This is a genomic window from Plantibacter flavus (genome assembly GCF_051487245.1).
Classification (GTDB): Bacteria; Actinomycetota; Actinomycetes; order Actinomycetales; family Microbacteriaceae; genus Plantibacter; species Plantibacter flavus_B.
Genome location: NZ_JAHVDH010000002.1, coordinates 306,033 through 329,141, shown reverse-complemented (window position 1 = coordinate 329,141; position 23,109 = coordinate 306,033). Strand labels below are relative to the sequence as shown.

The following is a 23,109-nucleotide window of genomic DNA, read 5'->3' as shown; positions in this document are numbered from 1 at the left end:
TGAAGACTAGAGTTACATCCCGATGAAAGCGCAGAGGCACGCCGGGAGTGGACGCGGAGTCGGAACACGGGGATCGACGCTCGCCGATGCGGCGATGATCGCCGGTGTCGGCGCCGCTGCAGTGGGAGCGCTCGGCCTCGCCGTGGTCGCGACGGTCGCCCGCAAGGTCGTCGTCCCGGCACGGGACCGCCCGAGCGAGGCACGGATCGTCCGGATCGACCGCTCAGCCGGGACGATCGAACTCATCTCGACCCCCGACACGATCGTGCCCGGCCGCTACGGCAGTTGGGTGACCCGGCGAGCAGCGTACGTGCAACTGGGGGACATCGTCGAGGTCCGCGAGCGCACGGTCGTCCGCACGCTCCTCGGCGGCGACATCGAGGCGCTGCGCGTCGGCCAAGAGGCGGAGTTCAGCGGATGGTTCTTCCGCAGGCCCGAGGAGCTGGGGTTGCCCTCGGAGGAGGTCCTCGTCCCGACACCGCTCGGTCCGGCTCCCGCCTGGGCCATCCATCCTGAGGCCGGCCAGTCGTCGCGCTGGGCCGTGCTCGTCCACGGCCGGGGGACGACGCGCTCCGAGGCCCTCCGAGCGGTTCCGAGCTTCCGGAACGCCGGGTACTCCTGTCTCCTCGTGTCCTACCGCAACGACGGAGACGCGCCGCCGGCCGCGGACTTCCGCTACGCGCTCGGCGACGAGGAGTGGCGCGATGTCGACGCCGCCATCGGGTGGGTCCGCGAGCAGGGTGCAGCCGACGTCGTGCTCATGGGCTGGTCCATGGGCGGTGCGATCGTGCTGCAGGCCTCTCGCCGCACCAGTCACCCCGAACTCCTCCGTGCGATCGCGCTCGATTCGCCGGTGATCGACTGGGTCGACGTGCTGCAACACCAGGCGCGAGAGAACCGGATCCCCGGACTCGTCGGCCGCGTCGCGCTGCTTGCGATCAGCCGTCGATGGGGTCGCCTGCTCACCGGGCAGGCGACGAGTATCGACCTCGCACGGCTCGACTACGTGGCGAACGCAGCCGACCTCGCGTTGCCCATCCTGCTGATGCACAGCGACGACGACGGCTACGTTCCGGCCGGCCCGTCGAGAGCGCTCGCCCTCGCGAGGCCGGACATCGTGACCTTCGTCCCGTTCACGGTCGCCCGCCACACCAAACTGTGGAACTACGACCCCGAGCGGTGGACCGCTGCGGTGTCCGACTGGCTCGAAGAACTCGTCCCGCTGCCACCCGGGCACTGATCCGGTCGTCGGCCGACGGTGTCCGCCCGGCGTCAGCCCAACTCTCGCAGGCGGCGCTTCGCCCGTCCGAGGAGGGCGGACATCCCGCGCAGGCGCAGGGGGGACACGGCGCGGGAGAGGCCGATCATCTGCGGGAAGTCGTCCGGCACGGCCAGCACCTCGTCGACGGTGAGGCCGGCGAGCCCCTGCACCAGGATGCTCGCGAACCCGCGCGTGGTCGGTGCCTCCTCCGGAGCGGTGGCGAAGAGGTGCACGATGCCGCCGCCGTCGACCTCCACGAAGAAGAACACCGGCGCCTGGCACTCGAGGACGCGCTCCATGAGGTCGGGATGGTCGCGGTAGCGCTCCGGGAGCTCAGGCAGCTCGTCACTGAACTCGAGCAGCAGCTGCAGTCTGGCGCGTTCCTCGACGGCGAGGAATTCGTCGCGGATGTCAGCGAGGTTCGGGGCGAGGGGGGCATCGGTCATGATGCCTCCAGTATCGCAGCCGCCAGACGCAGGATCGCCCCCGTGGACCGTGCACGGAGGCGATCATCGACGATGCTGCGGTCAGCGCGCCGGGACCTCACCCGGTTCTGCGCCCTGCACGATCGGGACGCGGACCGCGCTGCCCCACTCCGTCCACGAGCCGTCGTAGTTCCGCACGTTCTCGAAGCCGAGCAGGTGCTGCAGGACGAACCAGGTGTGGCTCGAACGCTCACCGATGCGGCAGTACGCGATCACCTCGTCACCCTCGGCGAGGCCCGCTCCGGCGCGATAGATCGCGTCGAGTTCCTCGGCGGGTCGGAACGTGCCGTCCTCGGCCACGGCCTTGCCCCACGGGACGCTCTGCGCACTCGGGATGTGTCCGGCCCGCAGTGCACCCTCCTCGGGATAGGCGGGCGCGGTGGTCCGCTCACCGCTGTACTCCTCGGGGGAGCGCACGTCGATGAGCGGCTTGCCGAGATGCGCGAGAACGTCGTCCTTGTAGGCGCGGAGCACGCTGTCGTCGCGTTCGACGACGGGGTACTCGACGGGGGTGACATCGGTCTCGTCGCGGGTGACGCTGCGTCCGTCGGCGATCCACTTGTCGCGTCCGCCGTCGAGGAGGCGGACGTCTTCATGACCGAAGAGGCTGAACACCCAGAGTGCGTAGGCCGCCCACCAATTGTTCTTGTCGCCGTAGATCACGACGGTGTCATCGCGCGAGATGCCCTTCGAACCGAGCAGCGCGGCGAAACCGGCTCCGTCGATGTAGTCGCGCTGCACCGGGTCGTTCAGATCGGTGTGCCAGTCCACCTTGACCGCACCCGGGATGTGGCCGGTCTCGTACAGCAGCACGTCCTCATCGGATTCGACGACCACGAGGCCCGGTTCGCCGAGGTGCGCTTCGAGCCACTCGGCCGTGACCAGGCGCTCGGGGTGGGCGTAGGCGGTGAACTTGGAAGAGGTCGAATCGGCGTCGACGGTCATGGATACCTCCGGTTGTGCAGCAGGCTGCGATGGGGCTCGGGTGTCGTGCATCTAGGCTGGAAGCCTGTCCTTCGAATGTACGCGGTCCGCGCCGCGACACTGCACCGTCGTGTCAGACTCCGTCATCTGAGAGCCCACCCCCGAGCCAGAGGTATCGCCGTGTCCACGTCTTCCGTCCCGACCGGATTCTCGAGCCTCACCGATCGGGTGCCGACGGTGAGCGGCGCAGAGATCGTCGCAAGCCTCACACCGCCTCGCCAGTTCCACGAGGCAAGCTTCGACTCCTATCGCCCGGACCCGGACTTCCCGGGGCAGGCTGCGGCCGTCGAGAAACTCCGAGGGTTCTTCGCGCCCACCGCGGGCGGAGGCGGCGGCTTCTTCGGTCGTCGCAAGCCGAAGGTGGAAGCCGCGAAGCCCGGCGTCTACCTCGACGGCGGTTTCGGCGTCGGCAAGACGCACCTGCTCGCGTCGCTCTGGCACGCGGCTCCGGGCCGGAAGAAGTACTTCGGGACGTTCATCGAGTACACGGCACTCGTCGGCGCACTCGGCTATGCAGCGACCGTCGAACAGTTGAAGGGGTCATCCCTCATCTGCATCGACGAGTTCGAGCTCGACGACCCGGGCGACACGATGATGATGACGCGACTGCTCAGCGAACTCGTCGCAACCGGCACCAAGATCGCGGCGACGTCGAACACTCCGCCGAACGCGCTCGGCGAGGGCCGTTTCGCCGCCGCGGACTTCCTCCGCGAGATCCACGCGATGAGCGCCCACTTCGAGACGCTGCGCATCGACGGCACCGACTACCGTCGCCGCAGTATCGAGGGGCACGCCGTCGTCAGCACGGACGCTCAGTTCGAGGAGCGGACAGCGGCCAGACTCGCCTCGGGGGACACGGTCACCGTCGACGGGTTCGACGCCCTCATCGCGCACCTCGCGCTCGTCCACCCGTCCCGCTTCCTCGGTCTCATCGCGGGCGTCGACATGATCGCCCTGCGTGATGTGCACGAACTCACCGGGCAGAGCGAGGCGTTGCGGCTCGTCGCGTTCATCGATCGCGTGTACGACGCCCAGATCCCGGTCGTCACGACAGGGACCGCACTCGACGAGGTGTTCGGTGGCGACATGCTGAACGGCGGGTATCGAAAGAAGTACCTGCGCGCGATGTCACGCATGATCGCGCTGACCGCGATGGCCTGACGCATCGATCCTGCGTCACGAAACACGCTTTTTACCTGGGAGCCACTCGCGTAACACCCCGGAAACACGCAAACAGTCGCGCTGAAACGTCCACTCCCCAGACTGGTCGCTGTACCGAGTCGGACGGCGAGCCCTAGCTCCGCGAGTCCTCACCACCTCGGACATCCTTTGCAAGATCACGATGTGTGAGGAAAACCCAATGGACACAGGCAGTATTGCTTGGGGAATCACAGCCACCGCTCTGGTGCTGTTCATGACCCCCGGCGTCGCATTCTTCTATGGCGGTCTGGTCAAGGCCAAGAGCGTCGTCAGCATGATGATGATGAGCTTCGGTGCGCTCGGCCTCATCAGCGTGCTGTGGATCCTCTACGGCTTCAACATGTCCGCCGTCAGCGGCCCGATGGAGTTCGCCGGCAACCCGTTCTCCGACTTCGGCCTCACCGCACTCGCGGGCGGTGACACGGCGAACACCGACCTCGTCGGCGTGACCTACGGCGCGACGTTCGCCATCATCACGATCGCGCTCATCTCCGGTGCCATCGCCGACCGTGCGAAGTTCGGTTCGTGGATGATCTTCGCGGGTCTCTTCGCGACGATCGCGTACTTCCCGATCGCCGCATGGGTCTGGGGCGGCGGCTGGATCATGAACCTCGGCACCACGCTCTTCGGCGAGGAGGCCGGCATCGGCGTCATCGACTACGCCGGTGGTACCGCCGTCCACATCAACGCCGGTGCGGCAGCACTCGCGCTCGCACTCGTCCTCGGCAAGCGCATCGGCTTCCAGAAGGGCATCACGAAGCCGCACAACGTGCCGCTCACGCTCCTCGGTGCCGCCATCCTGTGGTTCGGCTGGTTCGGCTTCAACGCCGGTGCCGAGTGGCTCAATGAGATGGCGAACGTCGGCCTCATCGTCGTCAACACGCTCGGCGCGACCGCCGCGGCCATCATCGGCTGGATCGTCGTCGAGAAGTTCAAGGACGGCAAGGCCACCTCGGTCGGCGCCGCATCGGGTGCCGTCGCCGGTCTCGTCGCCATCACCCCGGCGTGTGCCAACCTGACGCCCGGTTGGGCACTCCTCCTCGGTATCGTCGCCGGTGCCGTCTGCGCGATCGCCGTGGAACTGAAGTTCAAGCTCGGCTTCGACGACTCGCTCGACGTCGTGGGCATCCACCTCGTCGGTGGCCTCATCGGCACCCTGTACCTCGGCTTCTTCGCCACCGAGACCGGCCTCTTCGTCGGTGGCGGCATCGAGCAGCTCGCAGTCCAGGCGATCGCAGCCTTCGCCGTCCTCATCTACTCCTTCATCGTCGCCTTCGTCATCGGCTTCGCGATCGAGAAGACGATCGGTTTCCGCATCAAGAACGAAGACGAGATCGCCGGCGTGGACACCACGGTCCACGGCGAGGAGGGCTACGCCCTGGTCGACTGACCCGAGCGTCGACCAGATCTCCCGAACGGGCGTCGTCCACTGGACGGCGCCCGTTCGTCGTGCACGGACGGCGGTAGGGTGGCGACGTGGCAACCTTCACCTCGATCCTCCGTCGCGTCGCGAACGCGTTCCTCAGTTCGACGAAGGATCCGACAGGACCCCCGACCGTCCGGTCCGCGCCGACCGCCGGTCCGTCGGCCAGCGGCGGCTCCCCAGGGCAGTATGGCGCGACAGCGACGATCGAGGTCGACCCACGACGCGTCGGCGCGGTGTCCCTCAGCTACAACCCGGTCGTCGACGGCGATCCCGACCCGGGAGAGATCGTATGGACCTGGGTGCCCTTCGAGGAACGCGACGGTCGCGGCAAGGACCGTCCCGTCCTCGTCGTCGCTCGCGCAGACGACGCATGGGTGCTCGTCGTCCAGCTCACGAGCAAGGACCACTCGCACGAGGGCGACTTCGTGCCGCTCGGTACCGGAACATGGGACAGTGCCGGGCGACCGAGCTGGGCCAACCTCGACCGGGTGTTCCGGGTGCACCCCGCCGGCATGCGACGCGAAGCCGCCCAGCTGCCGACGGAGCGGTTCAGCCCGGTTGCCGCCGCCCTCCGTGCGCGCTACGGCTGGCGCTGAGCCCCGTCGTATCGGTTGCTGCGGCGCGGAGCGGCGTCCCAGGGCATCTGGCCGCGCTCCCAGGCATCTGCTGGGGGCGCAGCGCCGCCCTGCCTGGTCGAGCCGGGCGGGGGAGCGGCATCGCTCGCCGGTACCGCGCGCTCGGCTTCGGCGAGCGTCGCGAAGCGGCCGATGAGTCGGCGGTCCTCAGAGCGAGGCGCCCAGCTCACGCAGCGGAAGTAGGCGGGCGCTCCGCTGGGCGCGAAGTACCGCACGACGGCCGCCGGTCGATCGACCGCAGCTCGCATGACGATCCACTCGGCTTCGCCGATGCGGATCGGCGGGGATACGGCACGATCGGACATGTATCGAACATATGTTCGAACGCGATGCGCGTCAAGTCGGGATCGTGCGCCGGAACACCGCGAGCTCGATGCCGTCCGCTGCGTTGACGGTTTCGGCATCGCGCACGAAGCCCAGGCGTGCCAGGAGGCGCGCTGACGCCGCATTGCCGAGTTCCACCTGCGCCACGATCGTCCGCAGCCCGAACGTCGCGAACCCGAGCTCCAGTATCGCCCGGACGGCCTCGCTCGCCAGACCCCGGCCCTGCGCAGACCTCGCGAAGGCGTAGCCGACCTCACCGGTGCGTGCAGCGTCATCAGCGCGCTTCAGAAGCACCTCACCGATGACCGTTGCCGAAGAACGCTCCTCGACCGCGAGCACGATCCAGCCTCCTTCCGAAGTGACCACCGTCTGGGCGAGCTTCAGCTCGAGCGCCGCCGCGGTCTGCTCTCGGGTGCGCACCGGCCACGGGATGTAGCGGGTGACCTCCGGATCACCGTGGAAGATGACGAGGTCGTCGAGATCGGTCAGGAGGTGACCGCGGAGGATGAGCCGATCCGTCTCGATCGGCAGAACCGGCGACCAGACCTCGGCCGTGGGTTTCCTCACTCCGAACGCTCGAGCGTGCCGATCTCCGCGCCGCTCTCGTCGAGGACCACGAGGCTCGTGTCCGTCCACGTGCCGGACGCGCCGAGCGACAACCAGGTGTCGACACCCTCGCAGGCCATCCGCGTGGAGGCGAGCGGTGCGAACTCGACCGTGTCGCCGTCGGCCGTCCAGGAGCCCATGAGGCGGTTGCACCCGTCGGTCCCCGTCACCTTGCCGTCCTCCGCGAACACCAGCGACGGGGCGTCCTGGGTGTCGGGATCACCCCAGACACCGACGATGCCGACCGCGTCGCCGGACTCGGCGGCTGGTGCCGTGGTCGAGGCGCCTGCACCGCCATCGGCTCCTGACGCGCATCCCGAGAGGGCGAGCACGAGCAGCGCTGCGCCCATGACACCGAAGGCTGCGGTGCGTCCCCGACCGGACCCGTTGCCTGCAAACATGTCCATCCCCTCCGACGGCCGCCCGGCCGCAACTGGCTCGATGCTAGCGCGTCGGCTCAGGAATCCGCTCGGGCTCTGTGACGCGTTCGATCTCGGCGACCCAGGCGTGGCGCGTCTCTGGATCCTTCCGGATCGAGAGCAGTCGATCCATATACGGTTCGAGCGCGGTGACCTTGTCGAGCGGGGCACCGATCACGAGCTGGAAACCAAGCCGCAACCAGGCGACCACGGCGCGTCCAGCGAACTCGGAGTCGGCCTTGATGAACCCCTCGTCCAGCAGCACGGGCGCGAACCGCGGACGTGGGCGGGCTTCGTCACCGAGCTGGTAACGGAGGGCGGCGCCGACGATGAACGCGACGAGTTCCTGCGTCTCACCACCGCTCTTGTCACCGAGCGACGAGTACACGCTCACGTCGCGTCCCTGCGTGTCGTAGCGGACCGCGGTGATCTCGACATGGCGGCGGACATCGAGCAGCTGGTCGCGGGCCGAGGTGGCCGCGCCGGAGCCGGCGGTGTCGCGGATGGAGTCCATGAACCGACGGAGGCGCTGGAACCTCGCCTCGAGCGCACTGTCGTCGAGCTCAGCCGAGACCTGGCCCGACAGCGCCCGCAGCTCGCGGCGGAACGCGGACAGCTCTTCGCGGCTCCCTCGACGCAGGACGATCTTCAGACGGTCGTGATCGGGTCCGAACGGCAGGTCGCGCAGGATGTCGTTGACCGGGACGAGGCGGTCCTCGATCTCCTCGACCGCACTCTCGAACGCGCTGCTGAGCGGGACGAGGTCCTCGCCACTCCACTGGGAGAGGCGCCGACGCCACTCCTGGCGCCGCTCGGGCAGACCGGTACCGAGGATCCCGTCGAGGATCGCGCGGTAGTCCGGGTAGGACTCGAGCGTCGTTCCCAGGTTCGGGTCGTGCCAGATCGACTGGTAGCTCTCGAAGATGTGCACCTGCGCCAGCGCGGCCTGTTCGGCCTGCCGCAGCGCGCCAGCGAGCTCCTCAGCGAGCCGGGCCCGCACGCGCTTCACGGCATCGGTGAAGCCACCCAACGAATCCGCGCCACCGACGGCGGCGAGTGCAGCTTCGATGCGCTCGACGTCCGACGGAAGCGCCTCAGCCGCATCCGATCGTTCGAAGTCGTCGATCACCGTCGTCGCGGCATCCTGCTCGTCGACGAGGGTGCCGTGTTGCTCGTCGAGCCGCCTGACCCGGTCCTCGGCGGGGAACCGCTCAGCGTTCGCTGCATCCAGCTCGCGCTGGGCAGCCGCGACGGACCCTTGGAGCTCCTGGAGGACGTCGTTCGAGTCGAGCAGTCGTTCCAGCTCGGCTCCAGCCGTGGTGAGTCGTTCTGCGGCACCGACGACGTCGACTTTCGACCACTCGGTGTCGAGGCGGAACCGGTGCGCGAGACGTTCCGACTCCAGACGCGCCAAGCGGTCCTGGACGACCGCCTGACGTCCGGCGATCCGCTCGAGTCGTCCGCGCAACTCGGCCATCTCCTGCTCGATCGAGGCGATCCGCGCATCGTTCGTGAACCCGAGGATGGACGCGCCGCCCGGATCACCGTGCGAGCCTCTACGTCCGTCACGGAGCTGCCCGCTCGCCGTGACACGCCGGCCGGGGCCGGAGAGCTCGGCGGCCGAGTCCACGCACCGTGCGTCGATGCGATCGGAGGAGACCCTCTCCTGAATCCAAGCGCTGAACGGAGAGGCCTTGTAGGCGATACGACCGGAGACGAATGCCGGATCCCCGGCCGCCGGGACCGTACTGGCACTGAGCGCGACGCCTTCGAACTGCAGGCGCACCGGGATACGGACGTCGTCGATCGCCCTGCCGAACGCGTCGAGGTGCGCCTCGTCGACCAGCAGGGTGCGGGCGAGCCCGTGCAGCGTGATCTCGATCGCCGGACGCCAGGCGCTGTGCGCCGGTGGCACCTCGATGAGCTCGGCGACGAACGGCAGCTGCTCCGCATCCAGACCGACGGCCTCGGCGAGGGCGAGTCTGGCCCGGTGGAGCCGGTCAGGGACCGCACCGTCACGGCCGCGGAGCGATTGGAGCTCGAGGCGCAGTTCGGTGTTCCGCTCCTCGAGGGGGTACGCCTCACGGTGCAGTTCCGAGCGTTCCTCCTCGATCGTCTCGAGCGCCGTCTCGTACGCCTCGAGGAAGGCCTCACTGTCGCTGCGGGCAGCAGTGAACGCGTCCTCGTCGTCGATCACGTCGCCGAGGTCCTCGGTGCGCTCGTCGAACAGGGCCCGGGCACGGAGCGCCTCGCTGTGCGCGACGTCCGCGGCCTCTCGGCGTTCCTCGGCCCGTCGAAGCGCGCTGCCGCCCTGTTCGGAGACCTGGCGCTCCAGTTCGCGGAGCCTGACGCCGGCTGCTGCCGCCCGCGCCCGCGCCGCTTCGAGCGTCGCACTCGCTTCCGACTTCTCGCGCCGGTTGCGCGTGACCGCCTCGTCGAGCAGGGTCTCGTGCGCGCGGCTGCGCCACACGTTGAACGGGGTCGCGCCATCCTCGGCGAAACCGAGACGCTCGAGCTCCGCAGCGGCCCGGTGTCCCTGTTCGTAGTCGCTGTGCAGCTCGCCGAGGCGATCGAGCACCCGGGCCTTCCGGCTCTCGGTCTCCATTGCGAGATAGGCCTCGTCCAGGGCCTCGAAATGCGCGAGTGCGCGGTCTGCGGCGTCGTAGGTGGCAGGGCGCTCGAGCACCATCGACTTGTAGAGACCGTCGACCGTCGGCAGGTGCTGTCCGGCCTGGATCCTCGCGAGGAGACGCATCGCACGACCACCGTCGCCACCGGCGCCGATCCCGAGACGGGTGTGGAGCGTGTAGGAGAGTTCCGCGTAGGTGTCGCGGACCACGAAGCCGGGGATCCGGCCCTGGAGTTCGCCGGCGTCGAAGCGCTTCGGGACGAACGCCTCCAGCTCGGTGAGTTCGAAGGGACCGTCGACGGTCGCCATGGTCATGGAGAGGTCGCCGGTGCGCATGGCGCGCCGCGGCACGAGATAGGCGCGGACGACGGTGAACCTGCGCTCGTCGTCGTTCACGAACGTGACGGCGACGGCGCCCCAGGTCAGCTGGTCCGAACCGCGGAGGTTGATGTCGCGCATCGCGCCGGTCTGCGGGTCGCGGGTCGAGTCGACCTTGCCTCGCAGGTACGTGAGCAGGTTGCGCTGGTCGGGGTTTCGGGCACGGCCGACCGTCGCATCGTTCGACGCTCCGTTGAACGGCACGTCCGACGGCATCATGACGGCGAGGTAGGCGTCCATGAGCGAGCTCTTGCCCGTGCCGGACGCACCGGAGATGAGGGTCGCTCGGGAGGCGAAGTCGACACTGCGATATCCGTCGAAGCCACCCCAGTTGATGAGCTGCATGCGCTCGACGCGCCACTGCTCGACCACGTCGAGGAGGGTGTCCGTCTCGATGGTGCGGCTCATCGCTCATCCTCCGCTGCTGGTGTCGACGGCGTGGGTTCGGCCGTCGCCACCTCGTCTGAGTCGTCGTCGAGCAGCTCTGGCGGAAGCGCGTCGGTCGCCGGCTCCACGGCCGTCTGCGTCTCGAGCCACTCGAGGAGCTCCTGCAGACGTTCGAGTGGCAGCAGCGTCTCGACCACCGACGCGATGCGGTGGCGACGCTGGTCCTTCGTCCGAAGGAGGACGCGTGCCGTCAACAGCTTCTCGATGGCACGCTCGACCCGGCCGTCGTCACGCGCTCGGTCCGTGGCGTGCTCCGGACGGAAACTGGCGACGAAGCCGAGCAGTTCATCGTGTTCGACGATCGCGGCGCGCGCGCCGTTGGCCTGCTCCGTTCGCAAACGCGTCCGCAGGTAGACCAGCAGGATCGTCTCCTCTCGCGTGTAGGCCGTGTCGTGCAGCAGGGTGGGGAACGGGCGACGGCCGCTCTCCGAGCTCGCCTGCCGTTTGAACGCAACCTCGGCCGTGCGGTCGACCGCCAGTTCGAGGAAGAGGTCGTTGAGCCGCGAACGCAGCAGATCCTCGGCGTCGAGGATGGTGCGCCATTCGGTCGGGTGCAGGGCGGGGCTCACATAGCGGTGTTTGAGGAGGGCGAGGAGCGCGCGTCGTTGTGCGCCGTCGAGACGGCCCGTGTCGCCTTCGAAGAGCGCGAAGGACTCACGATCGTCGAGCTCGTCCGCATCGGCGCCCGCCGCGCGGTCCTGACCAGCGGTATCGGCCGGTCCGTCCGATGCCGCCGCCCCGGATGGATCGACGAGCGTCGGGATGTGTGCCCCGGCTGCGAGGGCGGCGTCCTGTTCGGCGACCATGTCCTGTTCTGCAGTCATGTCATTCCGTTCCGTTGTCTGGCCTGTGGCCGGTTGCTGTGCTGCTGGCGGCGGTCTGCGACAGTCTCTCGAGCGCGGCCCCCGCGAGCGGGAAGGCCGGCAGCTCGAACGCCGCGGTCGTACCGTCCGGGCGGACCGTCTCGTAGCGCCGGCGGGGAGCGGCTTCGTCGTAGGCGCCGAGCCCGGACATCAGGTGCACCAGGCCGAAGAGTTCGACCGGGCGGCGCAGTTCCTCATCGAGCCCGGAGAAGACCGTGTGCGCGTCCGATGCGCCGGCAGCTGTGCCGGCGATCAGCCCTGCCCGGAGTTCCTCGAGCAGCGGACCGCCCTGGGAGCGGAGGGAGTCGAGCGACATCGCGGGGCCGTCGGCACGGGTCGCCGCACTCGAGATGGGCGGGGGAGCGGTGTCGACGTCCGGATCGTGGAAGCGCTCGCGCAGGTGCTCGATGTCGATGGACGCCGGCAGGAGCTGGACGTCCACGGTCGTCCGCGGACCTGCGGTGCGCATCCAGATACCGAGGCGTTGGTTCAGCGCTCGGAGGGTGGTGTCGAGTTCGCGGTCCTGCACCACGTCGTGGTGCACGATGTGATCGCGGAGCGTCGAGGTCAGGCGTCGACGCTGTGCGAGGACGTCGTCGATGCCCTGCCGGATGATGCCGACGGCCCCACGGAAACCGCGGAGCTCGTTCGCACCGAGACGCGAGGCGAAGGGGTGGTCGAGGATCGTCGAGAGGTCGTGTTTCAGGTCTTGGAGGAGCGCGTCGTTCCGCAGGAGCTCGAACGCACCCTCGAACGCCCGTCCTTCGGCCGTCGCCGTCATGAGCTCGTCGGTTCGCCGCAGATAGTCGTCGAGGATCTCACCGATCGGCCGGGTGTCGTTGCGGAAGTCCTCGACGATGCGCCGGTGCATCGCGATGACCGATTCCTCGACGCGCCGGAAGTCACTCGGCAGCTGGCGGATCAGATCTGCGATGTTCGCGTACCCGTCATGCATGCGGTCGTCACTCGCCGCGGCGACGACCCCACCGCGCGCGACGCGTTCGCGCTCCGCTGTGAGCTCCGCGATCTGGGCGTCGATCCTGCGGAGGTGCTCGTCGGGATCCGGATCGGCCTGCAGCGCCCAGCGGCGCACGGAGTCGAGGATCATCGTCAGGCGCGACTCGCTGATGAGCGCACGGTCGTGCGCGAGTCCATCGACGAGCGAGACCGCTTCGAGCGCGTGCGAGGTCAGCGAGTACTGCTCCTCACCGTCGTCGGTGCTCGTCCGGACGAGCCACTGGTCGTGCACCCACTCGCGGCAGAGTGTCCGACCACCGCCGCGCTCGTCCCCACCGGCGGGGATGCGGGCTCCGCGCGCGGCGAGTTCGGCGAGGTACTCCTCGACCTGCAGGTGGAAGCGGTCTGCGGCGACGAACTGGACCTCACGTCCGAACGTCGTGCGGAAGATCGCGACGACCGCCGGTGCCGTCGGCCTGCTCAGCAGCCGGATCGCCGGGCGTTCGAGCGCGTCGCGGACGCGGCCGAACTCGCCGTCGATCTCTCCCACCGCGCTCCTCGTCAGGTCCGAACATGGAAAAACCCCCGAGCTGGCTCGGGGGAGTGGAGTGGGCGATACCGGACTCGAACCGATGACCTCTTCCGTGTGAAGGAAGCGCGCTACCAACTGCGCCAATCGCCCGCAGGACATCCGAACCTCGAAGGTGTCGAACAGCCGCGAGTCACGATACTAGCCGATCGCGGGGGCCGAACGCACATCGAGCCGATGTGCCACGCCGTCGACACGCCGGTTTGAACATCGGTCCGGTTATCGGCTAGAGTCGTTCGAGCACGCAGCAATGCGGGCAACAATGCGGATGTGGCGCAGTGGTAGCGCATCACCTTGCCAAGGTGAGGGTCGCGAGTTCGAATCTCGTCATCCGCTCGAGTGTCAGTGACACTGTCTCTACGGCAGTTTCGCGCGGCAGTGTGTTCTTCACACGTGGTGGCGTGGCCGAGAGGCTAGGCAGCGGCCTGCAAAGCCGTCCACACGGGTTCGAATCCCGTCGCCACCTCCACTCAGCATCACAGCAACATCCCGGCGGAGTGTCTCCACAGATGCCGACCCGGGCGATTGGCGCAGCGGTAGCGCGCTTCCCTGACACGGAAGAGGTCACTGGTTCGATCCCAGTATCGCCCACGTTCTACACCACGTTGAAAGCCCCGGACGAGACCGTCCGGGGCTTTTCTCGTTTCCATCCACACCGCCCTCGAGTCGGCGACGCGCCCGGGAAGAATCATTTTCAGGCGGTTTTTCCGCGGAACGTCAAGGGTTCGCGGCGGGAACGCACCGCAGCGTGTCAACATCTCATCGGAACATCGGCTAGAGTTTCCAAGCACCCGGAAACGGGTACGAATGCGGATGTGGCGCAGTGGTAGCGCATCACCTTGCCAAGGTGAGGGTCGCGAGTTCGAATCTCGTCATCCGCTCGAGTGTCGATGGGTCAGCAGCACGATGGCCCATTCGACCGTGTGTTTCTTCACACGTGGTGGCGTGGCCGAGAGGCTAGGCAGCGGCCTGCAAAGCCGTCCACACGGGTTCGAATCCCGTCGCCACCTCGCAAGGACACCACTCATCTGGGCGATTGGCGCAGCGGTAGCGCGCTTCCCTGACACGGAAGAGGTCACTGGTTCGATCCCAGTATCGCCCACCAGAAACACGAAGGGCCCGAGCGTACAGCTCGGGCCCTTCGTCGTTCCGGCGCAGGTGCTCGAACGCTCACATGCCGACCGCGACCGGCTGAGGCCGACGAAGCACCTCGGTGACACCCCACACGATCAACCCCTGGCCGAGCGCGTAGCTCGCCATGATGATCTCGTCGGCGGCCCACACGCTGACCGCTGGGACGAATCGATCGATCGCGATCAGCGAGTCGGAGATGAGGAACAGCGCCCCACCGACCGCGATGGTCGGCGTGGTCATCGTCGCCGAGGTGGCCATCGCACCGATGACCACGCCGTAGAGGACGACTGCCGGGTACAACGCACCCATGTCCTGCCGGCTCAGAAGCGCGATGCCGGCCACGAGCCAGACGAGGTAGACGAGGGCCCACCACGGCGGGCGGCGTCGCGTCCGCAGCCGACGGAGGAAGAGGACCACATAGGCCGCCTGGGCGAGCATGAAGCAGAGGATCCCGATCGCGAAGGGCACCCCGCCCGGGACCATCAGGACGACGTCGCCGAGCCAGCTGAACAGGATTGCCACCAGTGCGGTCACTGCGGCGGTGCTCAACCGGTGGATCGACCAGAGCAGCGCGAGGGCCAGGATCAGCATCAGGAAGGGCTTCGTCGCCAGCGACAACCACTCCACGTCCAGCGCCAGCGCGGAGATGTGCACGACGGCGATGGCCGGGAACGCGGCGAACAGTGCCGTCGCGGCTGTGGATCTGCGTACCGTCGTCATGCCGCCACCCCCGGAGCGTCGTGTGCCGTCAACTCTACCGAGCGGCTTCCGGATGATCCATCGTCGTGCGTACTGCGCGCAGTGCCGCGAGCTGCCGACGACGGTAGGCTTGCACGGTTAGGTTTCAGCTGAGAAAGAGGGATCATCCGTGAGTGACGGGTTCGCACTGTTCACCGATCGATCCGTTGTCGCCATGCGCGTCAACGGCGAACTGAAGGACCTCGCCGCCACGGTGACGGAGACCGACACCGTCGAGCCGGTCCACCTCGATTCACCCGACGGTCTCAGCATCCTTCGCCACTCGGCAGCCCACGTCCTCGCGCAGGCCGTGCAGCAGGTCGACCCGCATGCCAACCTGGGCATCGGCCCCCCGGTCACCGACGGTTTCTACTACGACTTCGACGTCGCCGCACCGTTCACCCCCGAAGCGCTCAAGGTGCTCCAGAAGGCGATGGAACGGATCATCCGCCAGGGGCAGCGCTTCGTGCGACGTGTGGTCACCGAGGAGGAGGCCCGTGCGGAACTCGCCGGCGAGCCCTACAAGCTCGAACTCATCGGGCTCAAGGGTGGCTCGGGAGCCGATGGTGAGAGCGTCGAGGTCGGTGGCGCCGAGCTCACGATCTACGACAACGTCGACCCGAAGACCGGCGAGACGGTCTGGAAGGACCTCTGCCGCGGGCCGCACCTGCCCAACACCCGCATGATCGGCAACGGCTGGGCGCTGACACGGCTCGCTGCCGCCTACTGGCGGGGCAGCGAGAAGAACCCGCAGCTGCAGCGCATCTACGGCACGGCGTGGCCCACGAAGGACGAGCTGCGCGAGTACCAGACCCGGATCGAGGAGGCCGCGAAGCGCGACCACCGCAAACTCGGCGCCGAGCTCGACCTCTTCAGCTTCCCCGAGGAGATCGGTTCCGGTCTCGCGGTGTTCCACCCGAAGGGTGGCATCATCCGCAACGAGATCGAGAACTACATGCGCCAGCGACTGCTCGCCTCGGGATACGAACTCGTCAACACCCCGCACATCACCAAGGGGCACCTGTTCGAGGTCAGCCAGCACCTGGCCTGGTACAAGGACGGAATGTTCCCGGCCATGCACCTCGACCAGGAGGTCGACGCCGACGGTCACGTCACGCGCCAGGGCCAGGACTACTACCTGAAGCCCATGAACTGCCCGATGCACAACCTGATCTACCGCGCGCGCGGACGCAGCTACCGCGAGCTGCCCCTCCGCCTCGCGGAATTCGGTACGGTCTACCGCTACGAGAAGAGCGGCACGCTGTCCGGGCTCACCCGCGTCCGCGGGCTGACGCAGGACGACGCACACATCTACGTCACCGACGAGCAGGTCAAGGACGAGGTCGCCCGTCAGCTGCAGTTCGTCCTGGAGACGTTGCGGGGCTACGGGCTCGACGACTTCTACCTCGAGCTGTCCACGAAGGACCCCGACAAGTACGTCGGCACCGACGAGGTGTGGGACGAGGCGACCGAGACCCTGCGCCAGGTCGCGATCGACTCCGGCCTCGAGCTCGTCCTCGACCCCGCCGGTGCAGCCTTCTACGGCCCGAAGATCTCCGTGCAGGCACGCGACGCGATCGGTCGCACGTGGCAGCTCTCCACGGTGCAGCTCGACTTCAACCTGCCCGAGCTCTTCGAGCTCGAGTACACGGCCTCGGACGGCACGCACAAGCGTCCGGCGATGATCCACCGCGCGCTCCTCGGCTCGATCGAGCGGTTCTTCGCGATCCTCCTCGAGCACTACGCCGGTGCCTTCCCCGTGTGGCTCGCACCGGTCCAGGTCGTCGGTATCCCGGTGTCCGAACAGTACGAGGACTTCCTCGGCACGGTCGTCGAGCAACTGCGGTCGAACGGCGTCCGAGCAGAACTCGACGCCTCCGACGATCGCATGCAGAAGAAGATCCGCAACCACACCAAGGCGAAAGTGCCCGTGCAGCTGATCGTCGGCGAAGAGGACCAGGCCAATGGCGCGGTCAGCTTCCGCTTCCGTGACGGCACGCAGGAGAACGGCGTGCCCGCGGCTGACGCGGTCCGTCGCATCCAGGCTGCGATCGCCGCCAAGGTGCAGGTGAACACAGCAACGGATCTGCCCGCATGACCTCGGGCACTGAGCCGGAGTCGATCGAGTCGATCGACAGCTCTCATCTGGTGGGCGTCCCTGATGCGTTCCAGCGTCTGTGGACGCCCCACCGGATGGTCTACATCACGCAGGGCCAGCCGTCGGACGACGGCTGCCCGTTCTGCATCGCCCCGACGCTCGACGACGAGGCGGCGCTGATCGTGCACCGCGGTCGACACGCCTTCGTGCTCCTCAACCTGTTCCCGTACAACTCGGGACACCTGCTGGTCTGCCCGTACCGTCACGTCGCGATGTACGACGACGCGACGCCGGAGGAGGTCGCGGAGATCGGCAGTCTCACGCAGACGGCGATGAAGGTCGTCCGCGGCGTCTCTCGGAACGACGGATTCAACCTCGGCATGAACCAGGGAGCCGTTGCCGGGGCGGGGATCGCTGCACACCTCCACCAGCACATCGTGCCGCGGTGGGCGACGGACGCGAACTTCTTCCCGATCATCGCGCAGACCAAGGCACTGCCACAGCTCCTCGGAGACGTTCGCAAGGCCATCGCCGACGCCTGGCCCGAACCGGCCTGACCCGGCTCGGCCCCGTCCTTCGTCCGCAGACCACAAGTCCAATTTCTGGCCTGTGGACGGAGCAGGGCGAGGGTGCTCGGAACTAGGCTCGCGCCCATGACCGAACGCAGCACCACCACTGGAGAACACGGCTCGAACCGTGTGAAGCGCGGACTCGCCGAGATGCTCAAGGGCGGTGTCATCATGGACGTCGTCACCGCCGAGCAGGCCCGTATCGCCGAGGACGCAGGAGCCGTCGCCGTGATGGCACTCGAGCGCGTCCCCGCCGACATCCGTTCGCAGGGCGGCGTCGCCCGCATGAGCGACCCCGACCTCATCGAGTCGATCATCGCCGAGGTGTCGATCCCGGTGATGGCGAAGGCCCGCATCGGACACTTCGTCGAAGCCCAGGTCCTGCAGGCGCTCGACGTCGACTACATCGACGAGTCCGAGGTGCTGAGCCCCGCCGACTACGTGAACCACATCGACAAGTGGGGCTTCGACGTGCCCTTCGTCTGCGGCGCGACCAACCTGGGTGAGGCACTCCGCCGCATCAACGAGGGCGCCGCGATGATCCGTTCGAAGGGCGAGGCCGGCACCGGCGACGTCTCCGAGGCGACCAAGCACATCCGGAAGATCCGTTCCGAGATCGCCGCCCTGTCCTCGATGTCGAAGGACGAGCTGTACGTCGCCGCCAAGGAGCTCCAGGCTCCGTACGACCTCGTCGTCGAGATCGCCGAGACGGGCAAGCTGCCGGTCGTCCTGTTCACGGCCGGTGGCGTCGCGACCCCGGCCGACGCCGCGATGATGATGCAGCTCGGCGCCGACGGCGTCTTCGTCGGCTCAGGTATCTTCAAGTCCGGCAACCCGGCCCAGCGTGCCGCCGCCGTCGTCAAGGCGACGACGTTCTACGACGACCCGTCGGTGATCGCGGAGGTGTCGCGCGGCCTCGGGGAGGCCATGGTGGGCATCAACGTCGCAGACCTCGCCGCCCCGCACCGGCTCGCCGAGCGTGGCTGGTAGCCACCGCACCGTCACCCACGTGCTCCGGCCGGTCGACTCATGACCGGCCGGACCCGCGTCGGGGTGCTTGCACTCCAGGGGGACTTCCGCGAGCACGCCGCGGTCCTCGCTCAGCTCGGCGCGGAGGTCACCCTCGTCCGACGGCCGGCGGAGCTCGAAGCCGTCGACGGACTGGTCCTGCCGGGCGGAGAGTCGAGCGTGATGGACAAACTGGCGCGCGCGTTCGACCTCGCTGATCCGCTGCGATCCGCCATCCGCGACGGACTGCCCGTCTACGGGACCTGCGCCGGGCTCATCATGCTCGCGGACCACATCGTCGACGGCATCGCCGGACAGGAGAGCCTCGGGGGATTGGACGTGACCGTGCGGCGGAACGCCTTCGGCTCGCAGCTCGACTCCTTCGAGACCGACCTCGCGATCCCGGTCCTCGGCGATCCGCCGGTCCACGCCGTGTTCATCCGTGCTCCCGTGGTGGAGCGCGCCGGTACCGCGGTCACCGCGCTGGCGACGCTCGACGATGGACGCCTCGTCGCGGTCGAGCAGGGCAACCTGCTCGGCACCTCGTTCCACCCGGAAGTGACGGGGGACACCCGCTTCCACGCCTACTTCCTGGACAAGGTCCGAATGGCGCTCTGACCCGCCCTGACACGACCGCCCAGTCTCGATCGCGAGCATGCGAGCTCTGGCCTAGACTGGTCAGGTTCTTTTCACGCAGTTAGGGAGCACATGTCCGGACACTCCAAGTGGGCAACGACCAAGCACAAGAAGGCCGTCATCGACGGTCGCCGCGCGAAGTCGTTCGCCAAGCTCATCAAGAACATCGAGGTCGCCGCCAAGATGGGCGGTGCAGATCTCGCGGGCAACCCGACCCTGCAGGACGCCATCCAGAAGGCGAAGAAGACCTCGGTCCCGAACGACAACATCGACCGCGCGGTCAAGCGCGGTGCCGGCCTCACAGGCGAGGTCGTCGACTACACCACGATCATGTACGAGGGTTACGGCCCCAACGGCGTGGCGCTGCTGGTCGAGTGCCTCACCGACAACAAGAACCGCGCAGCAGCCGACGTCCGCACGCTCATGTCGCGGAACGGCGGCACGATGGCCGATCCGGGCTCCGTCGCGTACAACTTCCACCGGAAGGGCCTCATCGTCGTCCAGGCGGAGGGCACCAGCGAGGACGACATCCTCGCTGCGGTCCTCGAAGCCGGCGCCGAGGAGGTCAACACCGAGGGTGACACCTTCGAGGTCCTCACCGAGCCGAGCGACATGGTCGCGACGCGTTCGGCGCTCCAGGAGGCGGGCATCGACTACGACTCCGCCGACGTGGCATTCGTGCCGAGCCTCAAGGTCGAGATCGACGCCGAGACCGCGCGCAAGGTGTTCAAGCTCATCGACGCCCTCGAGGACAACGACGACGTGCAGAACATCTACAGCAACTTCGATCTGTCTCCCGAGGTGCAGGCGGAACTCGAAGCCGACGACGAGTAGTCGCCCCTGCGCTGCGGAGCGACATCGGTTCGAACGAATGTACGACACTCCGCACGGCGCGCGGTGCCGTCGACAAGGACGCGCCTAGGGTCGGATCATGACTCTGCGCGTCCTCGGCATCGATCCCGGCCTCACCAGATGCGGTGTCGGCGTCGTCGACGTCCTTCCGGGGCGCCAAGCGACACTTGTCGAGTACAGCGTCATCACGACCCACGCGCACGCACCGCTCGAACAACGGCTCCTTGAGATCGCTCAAGGGATCTCCGCAGCCATCGATCGGACGTCGCCGACCGCGATGGCCGTCGAGCGCGTGTTCGCCCAGCACAACGTCCGCACGGTCATGGGCACGGCACAGGCCAGCGGCCTCGCGCTGCATGCGGCCGCAGCCAACGGGATCCCCGTCGGGCTGCACACGCCGAGTGAGGTGAAGGCCGCCGTCACCGGATACGGCCGCGCCGACAAGCTCCAGGTCCAGACGATGGTCGCCCGCATCCTCGGCCTCACGGAACTCCCGAAACCCGCTGACGCGGCGGACGCGCTCGCCCTCGCGATCTGCCACGCGTGGCGGCCGACGGTGTCGACCGCCGTCGCCCCCTCCCAGCCGTCGAAGCAGGACAGCGCCGGCCTCACGCCCGCCCAGCGAGCCTGGGCCGCCGCCGAACGCGGGGGCGCCTCACGCGCTTCCGCCGGACGAGGGCGCGCTGCGCAGAGCCCTAGGCTGGAAGCATGATCTCCTCCCTCCGCGGCACGGTCCTGAGCGCCGTCGGCAGCCACGTCGTCATCGAGGTCGGCGGTGTCGGCTTCTCCGTCCAGGTGACGCCAGCGATGGCCCTGTCGCTCCGTGTCGGCGAGGAGGCGCGCCTCTCCACGATCCTGATCGTCCGCGAGGACTCGCTGTCGCTGTTCGGCTTCCGCTCCACAGAGGAACTCTCGGTCTTCGAACTCCTCACGAGCGTCACCGGGGTCGGTCCCAAGTCGGCGCTCGGAGTGCTCGAGGCCCTGACGCCCGAGCAGATCGCCGCAGCGATCTCGGCTGAGGACGACGCACCCTTCCGCAAGGTGTCGGGGATCGGTCCGAAGACGGCGAAGCTCATCACCGTCTCACTCGCCGGCAAGCTGAAGGTGACGAGGACGAGCCCCGAGGCTCCCGCCACCACCGTCAACGCCGCTGCGATCGCCGACCAGGTCGTCACGGCGCTCATCGGGCTCGGCTGGCCTGAGAAGACGGCCACCCAGGCCGTGGTCGAGGCGTCCGCCGACGCGACATCCGCCGACCTCTCGACGGTGCCTTCCCTCATCCGTCTCGCCCTCGGCAGGCTCGGCCCGGCACACGCCGGAGGCCGCACCTCGTGACCGACTTCTCCGACGACCTCACCAACCCGGCCTCCGAGTCGGACTCGGAGCTGGCCTTCGAGGGTGCGCTGCGTCCCCGTTCCCTGTCCGAGTTCGTCGGGCAGTCCAAAGCCCGAGGGCAGCTGCAGCTCCTCATCACCGCAGCGGGCATGCAGAACCGCACGCCCGACCACATCCTGCTCGCGGGTCCTCCCGGGCTCGGCAAGACGACCCTCGCGATGATCATCGCCCACGAGACCGGCAAACCGTTGCGGCTCACGAGTGGCCCGGCGATCCAGCACGCCGGAGACCTCGCGGCCGTGCTGTCCTCGCTGACACCGGGGGAGGTGCTCTTCATCGACGAGATCCACCGCATGGCCCGGCCGGCGGAGGAGATGCTGTACCTGGCCATGGAGGACTTCCGGATCGACATCATGGTGGGCAAAGGCGCCGGTGCGACCAGCATCCCGCTCGAGCTGGCACCGTTCACGCTCGTCGGCGCGACGACCCGTTCCGGTCTGCTCCCGAACCCGTTGCGCGACCGATTCGGCTTCACCGCCCACCTCGAGTTCTACGACGAGGCGGAGCTGGAGCAGGTGCTGCACCGCACCGCGGATCTGCTCGGGCTCGACATCGACGGTCGCGCCGTCGCCGAGATCGCCGGTCGCTGTCGAGGAACGCCCCGCATCGCGAACCGGCTCCTGCGCCGCGTGCGCGACTACGCGCTCGTCCACGGCGGCCGCGCCGATCTCGACACGGTCCGAGCTGCACTCGACCTGTACGACGTGGACGCCCTCGGGCTCGATCGGCTCGACCGCTCCGTCATGGAGGGCATGCTCGACCGGTTCGCCGGGGGTCCTGTCGGACTCAGCACGCTCGCCGTCTCGGTGGGCGAGGAGCCGGAGACGATCGAGTCGGTCGTGGAGCCGTTCCTGGTCAGGATCGGCCTGATCACCCGCACCCCTCGCGGACGGATCGCGACGCCGGCTGCCTGGCGACACTTCGGGCGGACACCTTCTCAGCATGGTTCCACCCTCGATGGCCTATAATTTCCCTTTGGCGGTGCGTTCTGAACGTCTCCCGTCCCCAATCTCCTCTGGAAGGTTCCCATCGTGGATGCAATGACCCTCGTCCTGTTCGGCCTCGCCGGCGTCATGATCGTGTTCATGATGGTCAGCAACAACAAGCGGAAGAAGCAGGCTGCGGTGACCGAGCAGAAGCTCGTACCGGGTGCTGAGGTGCTCACCGGCTTCGGTGTGTACGGCACGCTCATCTCGATGGACCGCGACGCCCGCAAGGCCGACGTCGAGATCGCTCCCGGCGTCATCGTGACCATCGACCCCCGCTACGCAGGCGCCGTCGTGCCGCCGGTCGTCGCTGAGACGGTCGACGAGGCACCCGCGGTCGAGTCCATCCCGGAAGACGCCTCGGCGCTCGACGCAGAGCCTGAGTTCGGTCAGCGGGTCGAGGACTCCTCGAAGCCCAAGAAGAGCGACGACTAGTCCCAACCCCTTCCCGGGTGATGGCGTCGCCGCCATCACCGGCAGAGAAAGCTGA

At 68.0% G+C, this 23,109-nt stretch carries 22 protein-coding genes and 7 tRNA genes; 19 read left to right on the top strand and 10 right to left on the bottom strand.

The window, feature by feature from the left end:
- Positions 1–22 precede the first annotated feature (22 nt).
- A complete protein-coding gene (locus KXS11_RS05395; protein WP_437384519.1) occupies positions 23–1,240 on the top strand; it encodes an alpha/beta hydrolase family protein in 1,218 nt (405 codons plus the stop codon).
- Positions 1,241–1,272: 32 nt separating this feature from the next.
- Here KXS11_RS05395 and KXS11_RS05390 read toward each other — a convergent pair whose 3' ends face one another.
- The gene (locus KXS11_RS05390) at positions 1,273–1,707 is read right to left on the bottom strand and encodes a SufE family protein (protein ID WP_437384518.1); all 435 of its coding nucleotides are present in this window, start codon (positions 1,705–1,707) and stop codon (positions 1,273–1,275) included.
- 81 nt (positions 1,708–1,788) lie between these two features.
- Entirely contained in the window at positions 1,789–2,691 is a 903-nt protein-coding gene (locus tag KXS11_RS05385) for a sulfurtransferase (RefSeq protein ID WP_437384516.1), read from the bottom strand.
- 159 nt (positions 2,692–2,850) lie between these two features.
- Between KXS11_RS05385 and zapE the strand changes: the two genes are divergently transcribed.
- The 3 genes from zapE (at position 2,851) to KXS11_RS05370 (ending at position 5,952) form a co-directional block, all read left to right on the top strand.
- Entirely contained in the window at positions 2,851–3,891 is a 1,041-nt protein-coding gene (gene zapE, locus KXS11_RS05380; protein ID WP_437384515.1) for a cell division protein ZapE, read from the top strand.
- A gap of 199 nt (positions 3,892–4,090) precedes the next feature.
- Complete coding sequence (locus KXS11_RS05375) at positions 4,091–5,320, top strand: ammonium transporter (protein ID WP_437384514.1); 1,230 nt, start codon at positions 4,091–4,093, stop codon at positions 5,318–5,320.
- A gap of 86 nt (positions 5,321–5,406) precedes the next feature.
- Positions 5,407–5,952: a type II toxin-antitoxin system PemK/MazF family toxin gene (locus tag KXS11_RS05370; protein WP_437384512.1), complete on the top strand. Its 546-nt coding sequence runs from the start codon at positions 5,407–5,409 to the stop codon at positions 5,950–5,952.
- On the opposite strand, the gene KXS11_RS05365 is transcribed toward KXS11_RS05370, so the two are convergent.
- From KXS11_RS05365 to KXS11_RS05335, 7 genes are all read right to left on the bottom strand, one after another.
- Positions 5,937–6,296 carry a hypothetical protein gene (locus KXS11_RS05365; RefSeq protein WP_437384510.1) on the bottom strand — a complete coding sequence of 120 codons (360 nt, stop codon included), beginning with the start codon at positions 6,294–6,296 and terminating at the stop codon, positions 5,937–5,939. The genes KXS11_RS05370 and KXS11_RS05365 overlap by 16 nt on opposite strands.
- Positions 6,297–6,327: 31 nt before the next feature.
- Positions 6,328–6,882 carry a GNAT family N-acetyltransferase gene (locus tag KXS11_RS05360; protein WP_437384508.1) on the bottom strand — a complete coding sequence of 185 codons (555 nt, stop codon included), beginning with the start codon at positions 6,880–6,882 and terminating at the stop codon, positions 6,328–6,330.
- On the bottom strand, positions 6,879–7,322 hold the full coding sequence (locus KXS11_RS05355) for an META domain-containing protein (protein ID WP_437384506.1): 444 nt from the start codon (positions 7,320–7,322) through the stop codon (positions 6,879–6,881). Before KXS11_RS05355 ends, KXS11_RS05360 begins: the two co-directional genes overlap by 4 nt.
- A 43-nt stretch (positions 7,323–7,365) precedes the next feature.
- Positions 7,366–10,755, bottom strand: a complete 3,390-nt coding sequence (locus KXS11_RS05350; protein WP_437384505.1) for an ATP-binding protein — start codon at positions 10,753–10,755, stop codon at positions 7,366–7,368.
- Positions 10,752–11,618 carry a DUF4194 domain-containing protein gene (locus tag KXS11_RS05345; protein ID WP_437384503.1) on the bottom strand — a complete coding sequence of 289 codons (867 nt, stop codon included), beginning with the start codon at positions 11,616–11,618 and terminating at the stop codon, positions 10,752–10,754. The genes KXS11_RS05350 and KXS11_RS05345 overlap by 4 nt, the downstream gene beginning before the upstream one ends.
- A 1-nt stretch (position 11,619) precedes the next feature.
- The gene (locus tag KXS11_RS05340) at positions 11,620–13,164 is read right to left on the bottom strand and encodes a DUF3375 domain-containing protein (RefSeq protein ID WP_437384501.1); all 1,545 of its coding nucleotides are present in this window, start codon (positions 13,162–13,164) and stop codon (positions 11,620–11,622) included.
- A 59-nt stretch (positions 13,165–13,223) separates the two neighbouring features.
- Positions 13,224–13,296: transfer RNA gene (locus tag KXS11_RS05335), tRNA-Val, on the bottom strand.
- A gap of 171 nt (positions 13,297–13,467) precedes the next feature.
- On the opposite strand from KXS11_RS05335, the gene KXS11_RS05330 reads away from it, so the two are divergent.
- The 6 genes from KXS11_RS05330 (at position 13,468) to KXS11_RS05305 (ending at position 14,308) form a co-directional block, all read left to right on the top strand.
- Positions 13,468–13,539 (top strand) — tRNA-Gly (locus KXS11_RS05330).
- Positions 13,540–13,598: 59 nt separating this feature from the next.
- Positions 13,599–13,672: transfer RNA gene (locus KXS11_RS05325), tRNA-Cys, on the top strand.
- Between the two features lie 50 nt (positions 13,673–13,722).
- Positions 13,723–13,794, top strand: a tRNA-Val gene (locus KXS11_RS05320).
- A gap of 218 nt (positions 13,795–14,012) precedes the next feature.
- Positions 14,013–14,084: transfer RNA gene (locus KXS11_RS05315), tRNA-Gly, on the top strand.
- 58 nt (positions 14,085–14,142) lie between these two features.
- Positions 14,143–14,213, top strand: a tRNA-Cys gene (locus KXS11_RS05310).
- A 20-nt stretch (positions 14,214–14,233) separates the two neighbouring features.
- A tRNA-Val gene (locus KXS11_RS05305) sits at positions 14,234–14,308 on the top strand.
- 65 nt (positions 14,309–14,373) lie between these two features.
- On the opposite strand, the gene KXS11_RS05300 is transcribed toward KXS11_RS05305, so the two are convergent.
- Positions 14,374–15,057, bottom strand: a complete 684-nt coding sequence (locus KXS11_RS05300) for a lysoplasmalogenase (RefSeq protein ID WP_437384499.1) — start codon at positions 15,055–15,057, stop codon at positions 14,374–14,376.
- 148 nt (positions 15,058–15,205) lie between these two features.
- On the opposite strand from KXS11_RS05300, the gene thrS reads away from it, so the two are divergent.
- From thrS to KXS11_RS05255, 9 genes are all read left to right on the top strand, one after another.
- Positions 15,206–17,173: a threonine--tRNA ligase gene (gene thrS / locus KXS11_RS05295; protein ID WP_437384498.1), complete on the top strand. Its 1,968-nt coding sequence runs from the start codon at positions 15,206–15,208 to the stop codon at positions 17,171–17,173.
- Positions 17,170–17,730 (top strand): HIT family protein, encoded by a 561-nt coding sequence (locus KXS11_RS05290; protein ID WP_437384496.1) that lies wholly within the window; start codon positions 17,170–17,172, stop codon positions 17,728–17,730. Before thrS ends, KXS11_RS05290 begins: the two co-directional genes overlap by 4 nt.
- Positions 17,731–17,826: 96 nt before the next feature.
- Positions 17,827–18,732 (top strand): pyridoxal 5'-phosphate synthase lyase subunit PdxS, encoded by a 906-nt coding sequence (gene pdxS, locus KXS11_RS05285; RefSeq protein ID WP_437384494.1) that lies wholly within the window; start codon positions 17,827–17,829, stop codon positions 18,730–18,732.
- A gap of 39 nt (positions 18,733–18,771) precedes the next feature.
- A complete protein-coding gene (gene pdxT / locus KXS11_RS05280; protein WP_437384493.1) occupies positions 18,772–19,368 on the top strand; it encodes a pyridoxal 5'-phosphate synthase glutaminase subunit PdxT in 597 nt (198 codons plus the stop codon).
- A gap of 90 nt (positions 19,369–19,458) precedes the next feature.
- Positions 19,459–20,220: a YebC/PmpR family DNA-binding transcriptional regulator gene (locus KXS11_RS05275; protein WP_437384492.1), complete on the top strand. Its 762-nt coding sequence runs from the start codon at positions 19,459–19,461 to the stop codon at positions 20,218–20,220.
- A 97-nt stretch (positions 20,221–20,317) separates the two neighbouring features.
- Positions 20,318–20,950 carry a crossover junction endodeoxyribonuclease RuvC gene (gene ruvC / locus KXS11_RS05270; RefSeq protein ID WP_437384490.1) on the top strand — a complete coding sequence of 211 codons (633 nt, stop codon included), beginning with the start codon at positions 20,318–20,320 and terminating at the stop codon, positions 20,948–20,950.
- A complete protein-coding gene (ruvA, locus tag KXS11_RS05265; protein ID WP_437384489.1) occupies positions 20,947–21,573 on the top strand; it encodes a Holliday junction branch migration protein RuvA in 627 nt (208 codons plus the stop codon). The genes ruvC and ruvA overlap by 4 nt, the downstream gene beginning before the upstream one ends.
- Positions 21,570–22,601 (top strand): Holliday junction branch migration DNA helicase RuvB, encoded by a 1,032-nt coding sequence (ruvB, locus tag KXS11_RS05260; RefSeq protein ID WP_437384487.1) that lies wholly within the window; start codon positions 21,570–21,572, stop codon positions 22,599–22,601. Before ruvA ends, ruvB begins: the two co-directional genes overlap by 4 nt.
- 72 nt (positions 22,602–22,673) lie before the next feature.
- Complete coding sequence (locus tag KXS11_RS05255) at positions 22,674–23,054, top strand: preprotein translocase subunit YajC (protein ID WP_437384865.1); 381 nt, start codon at positions 22,674–22,676, stop codon at positions 23,052–23,054.
- Positions 23,055–23,109 lie beyond the last annotated feature (55 nt).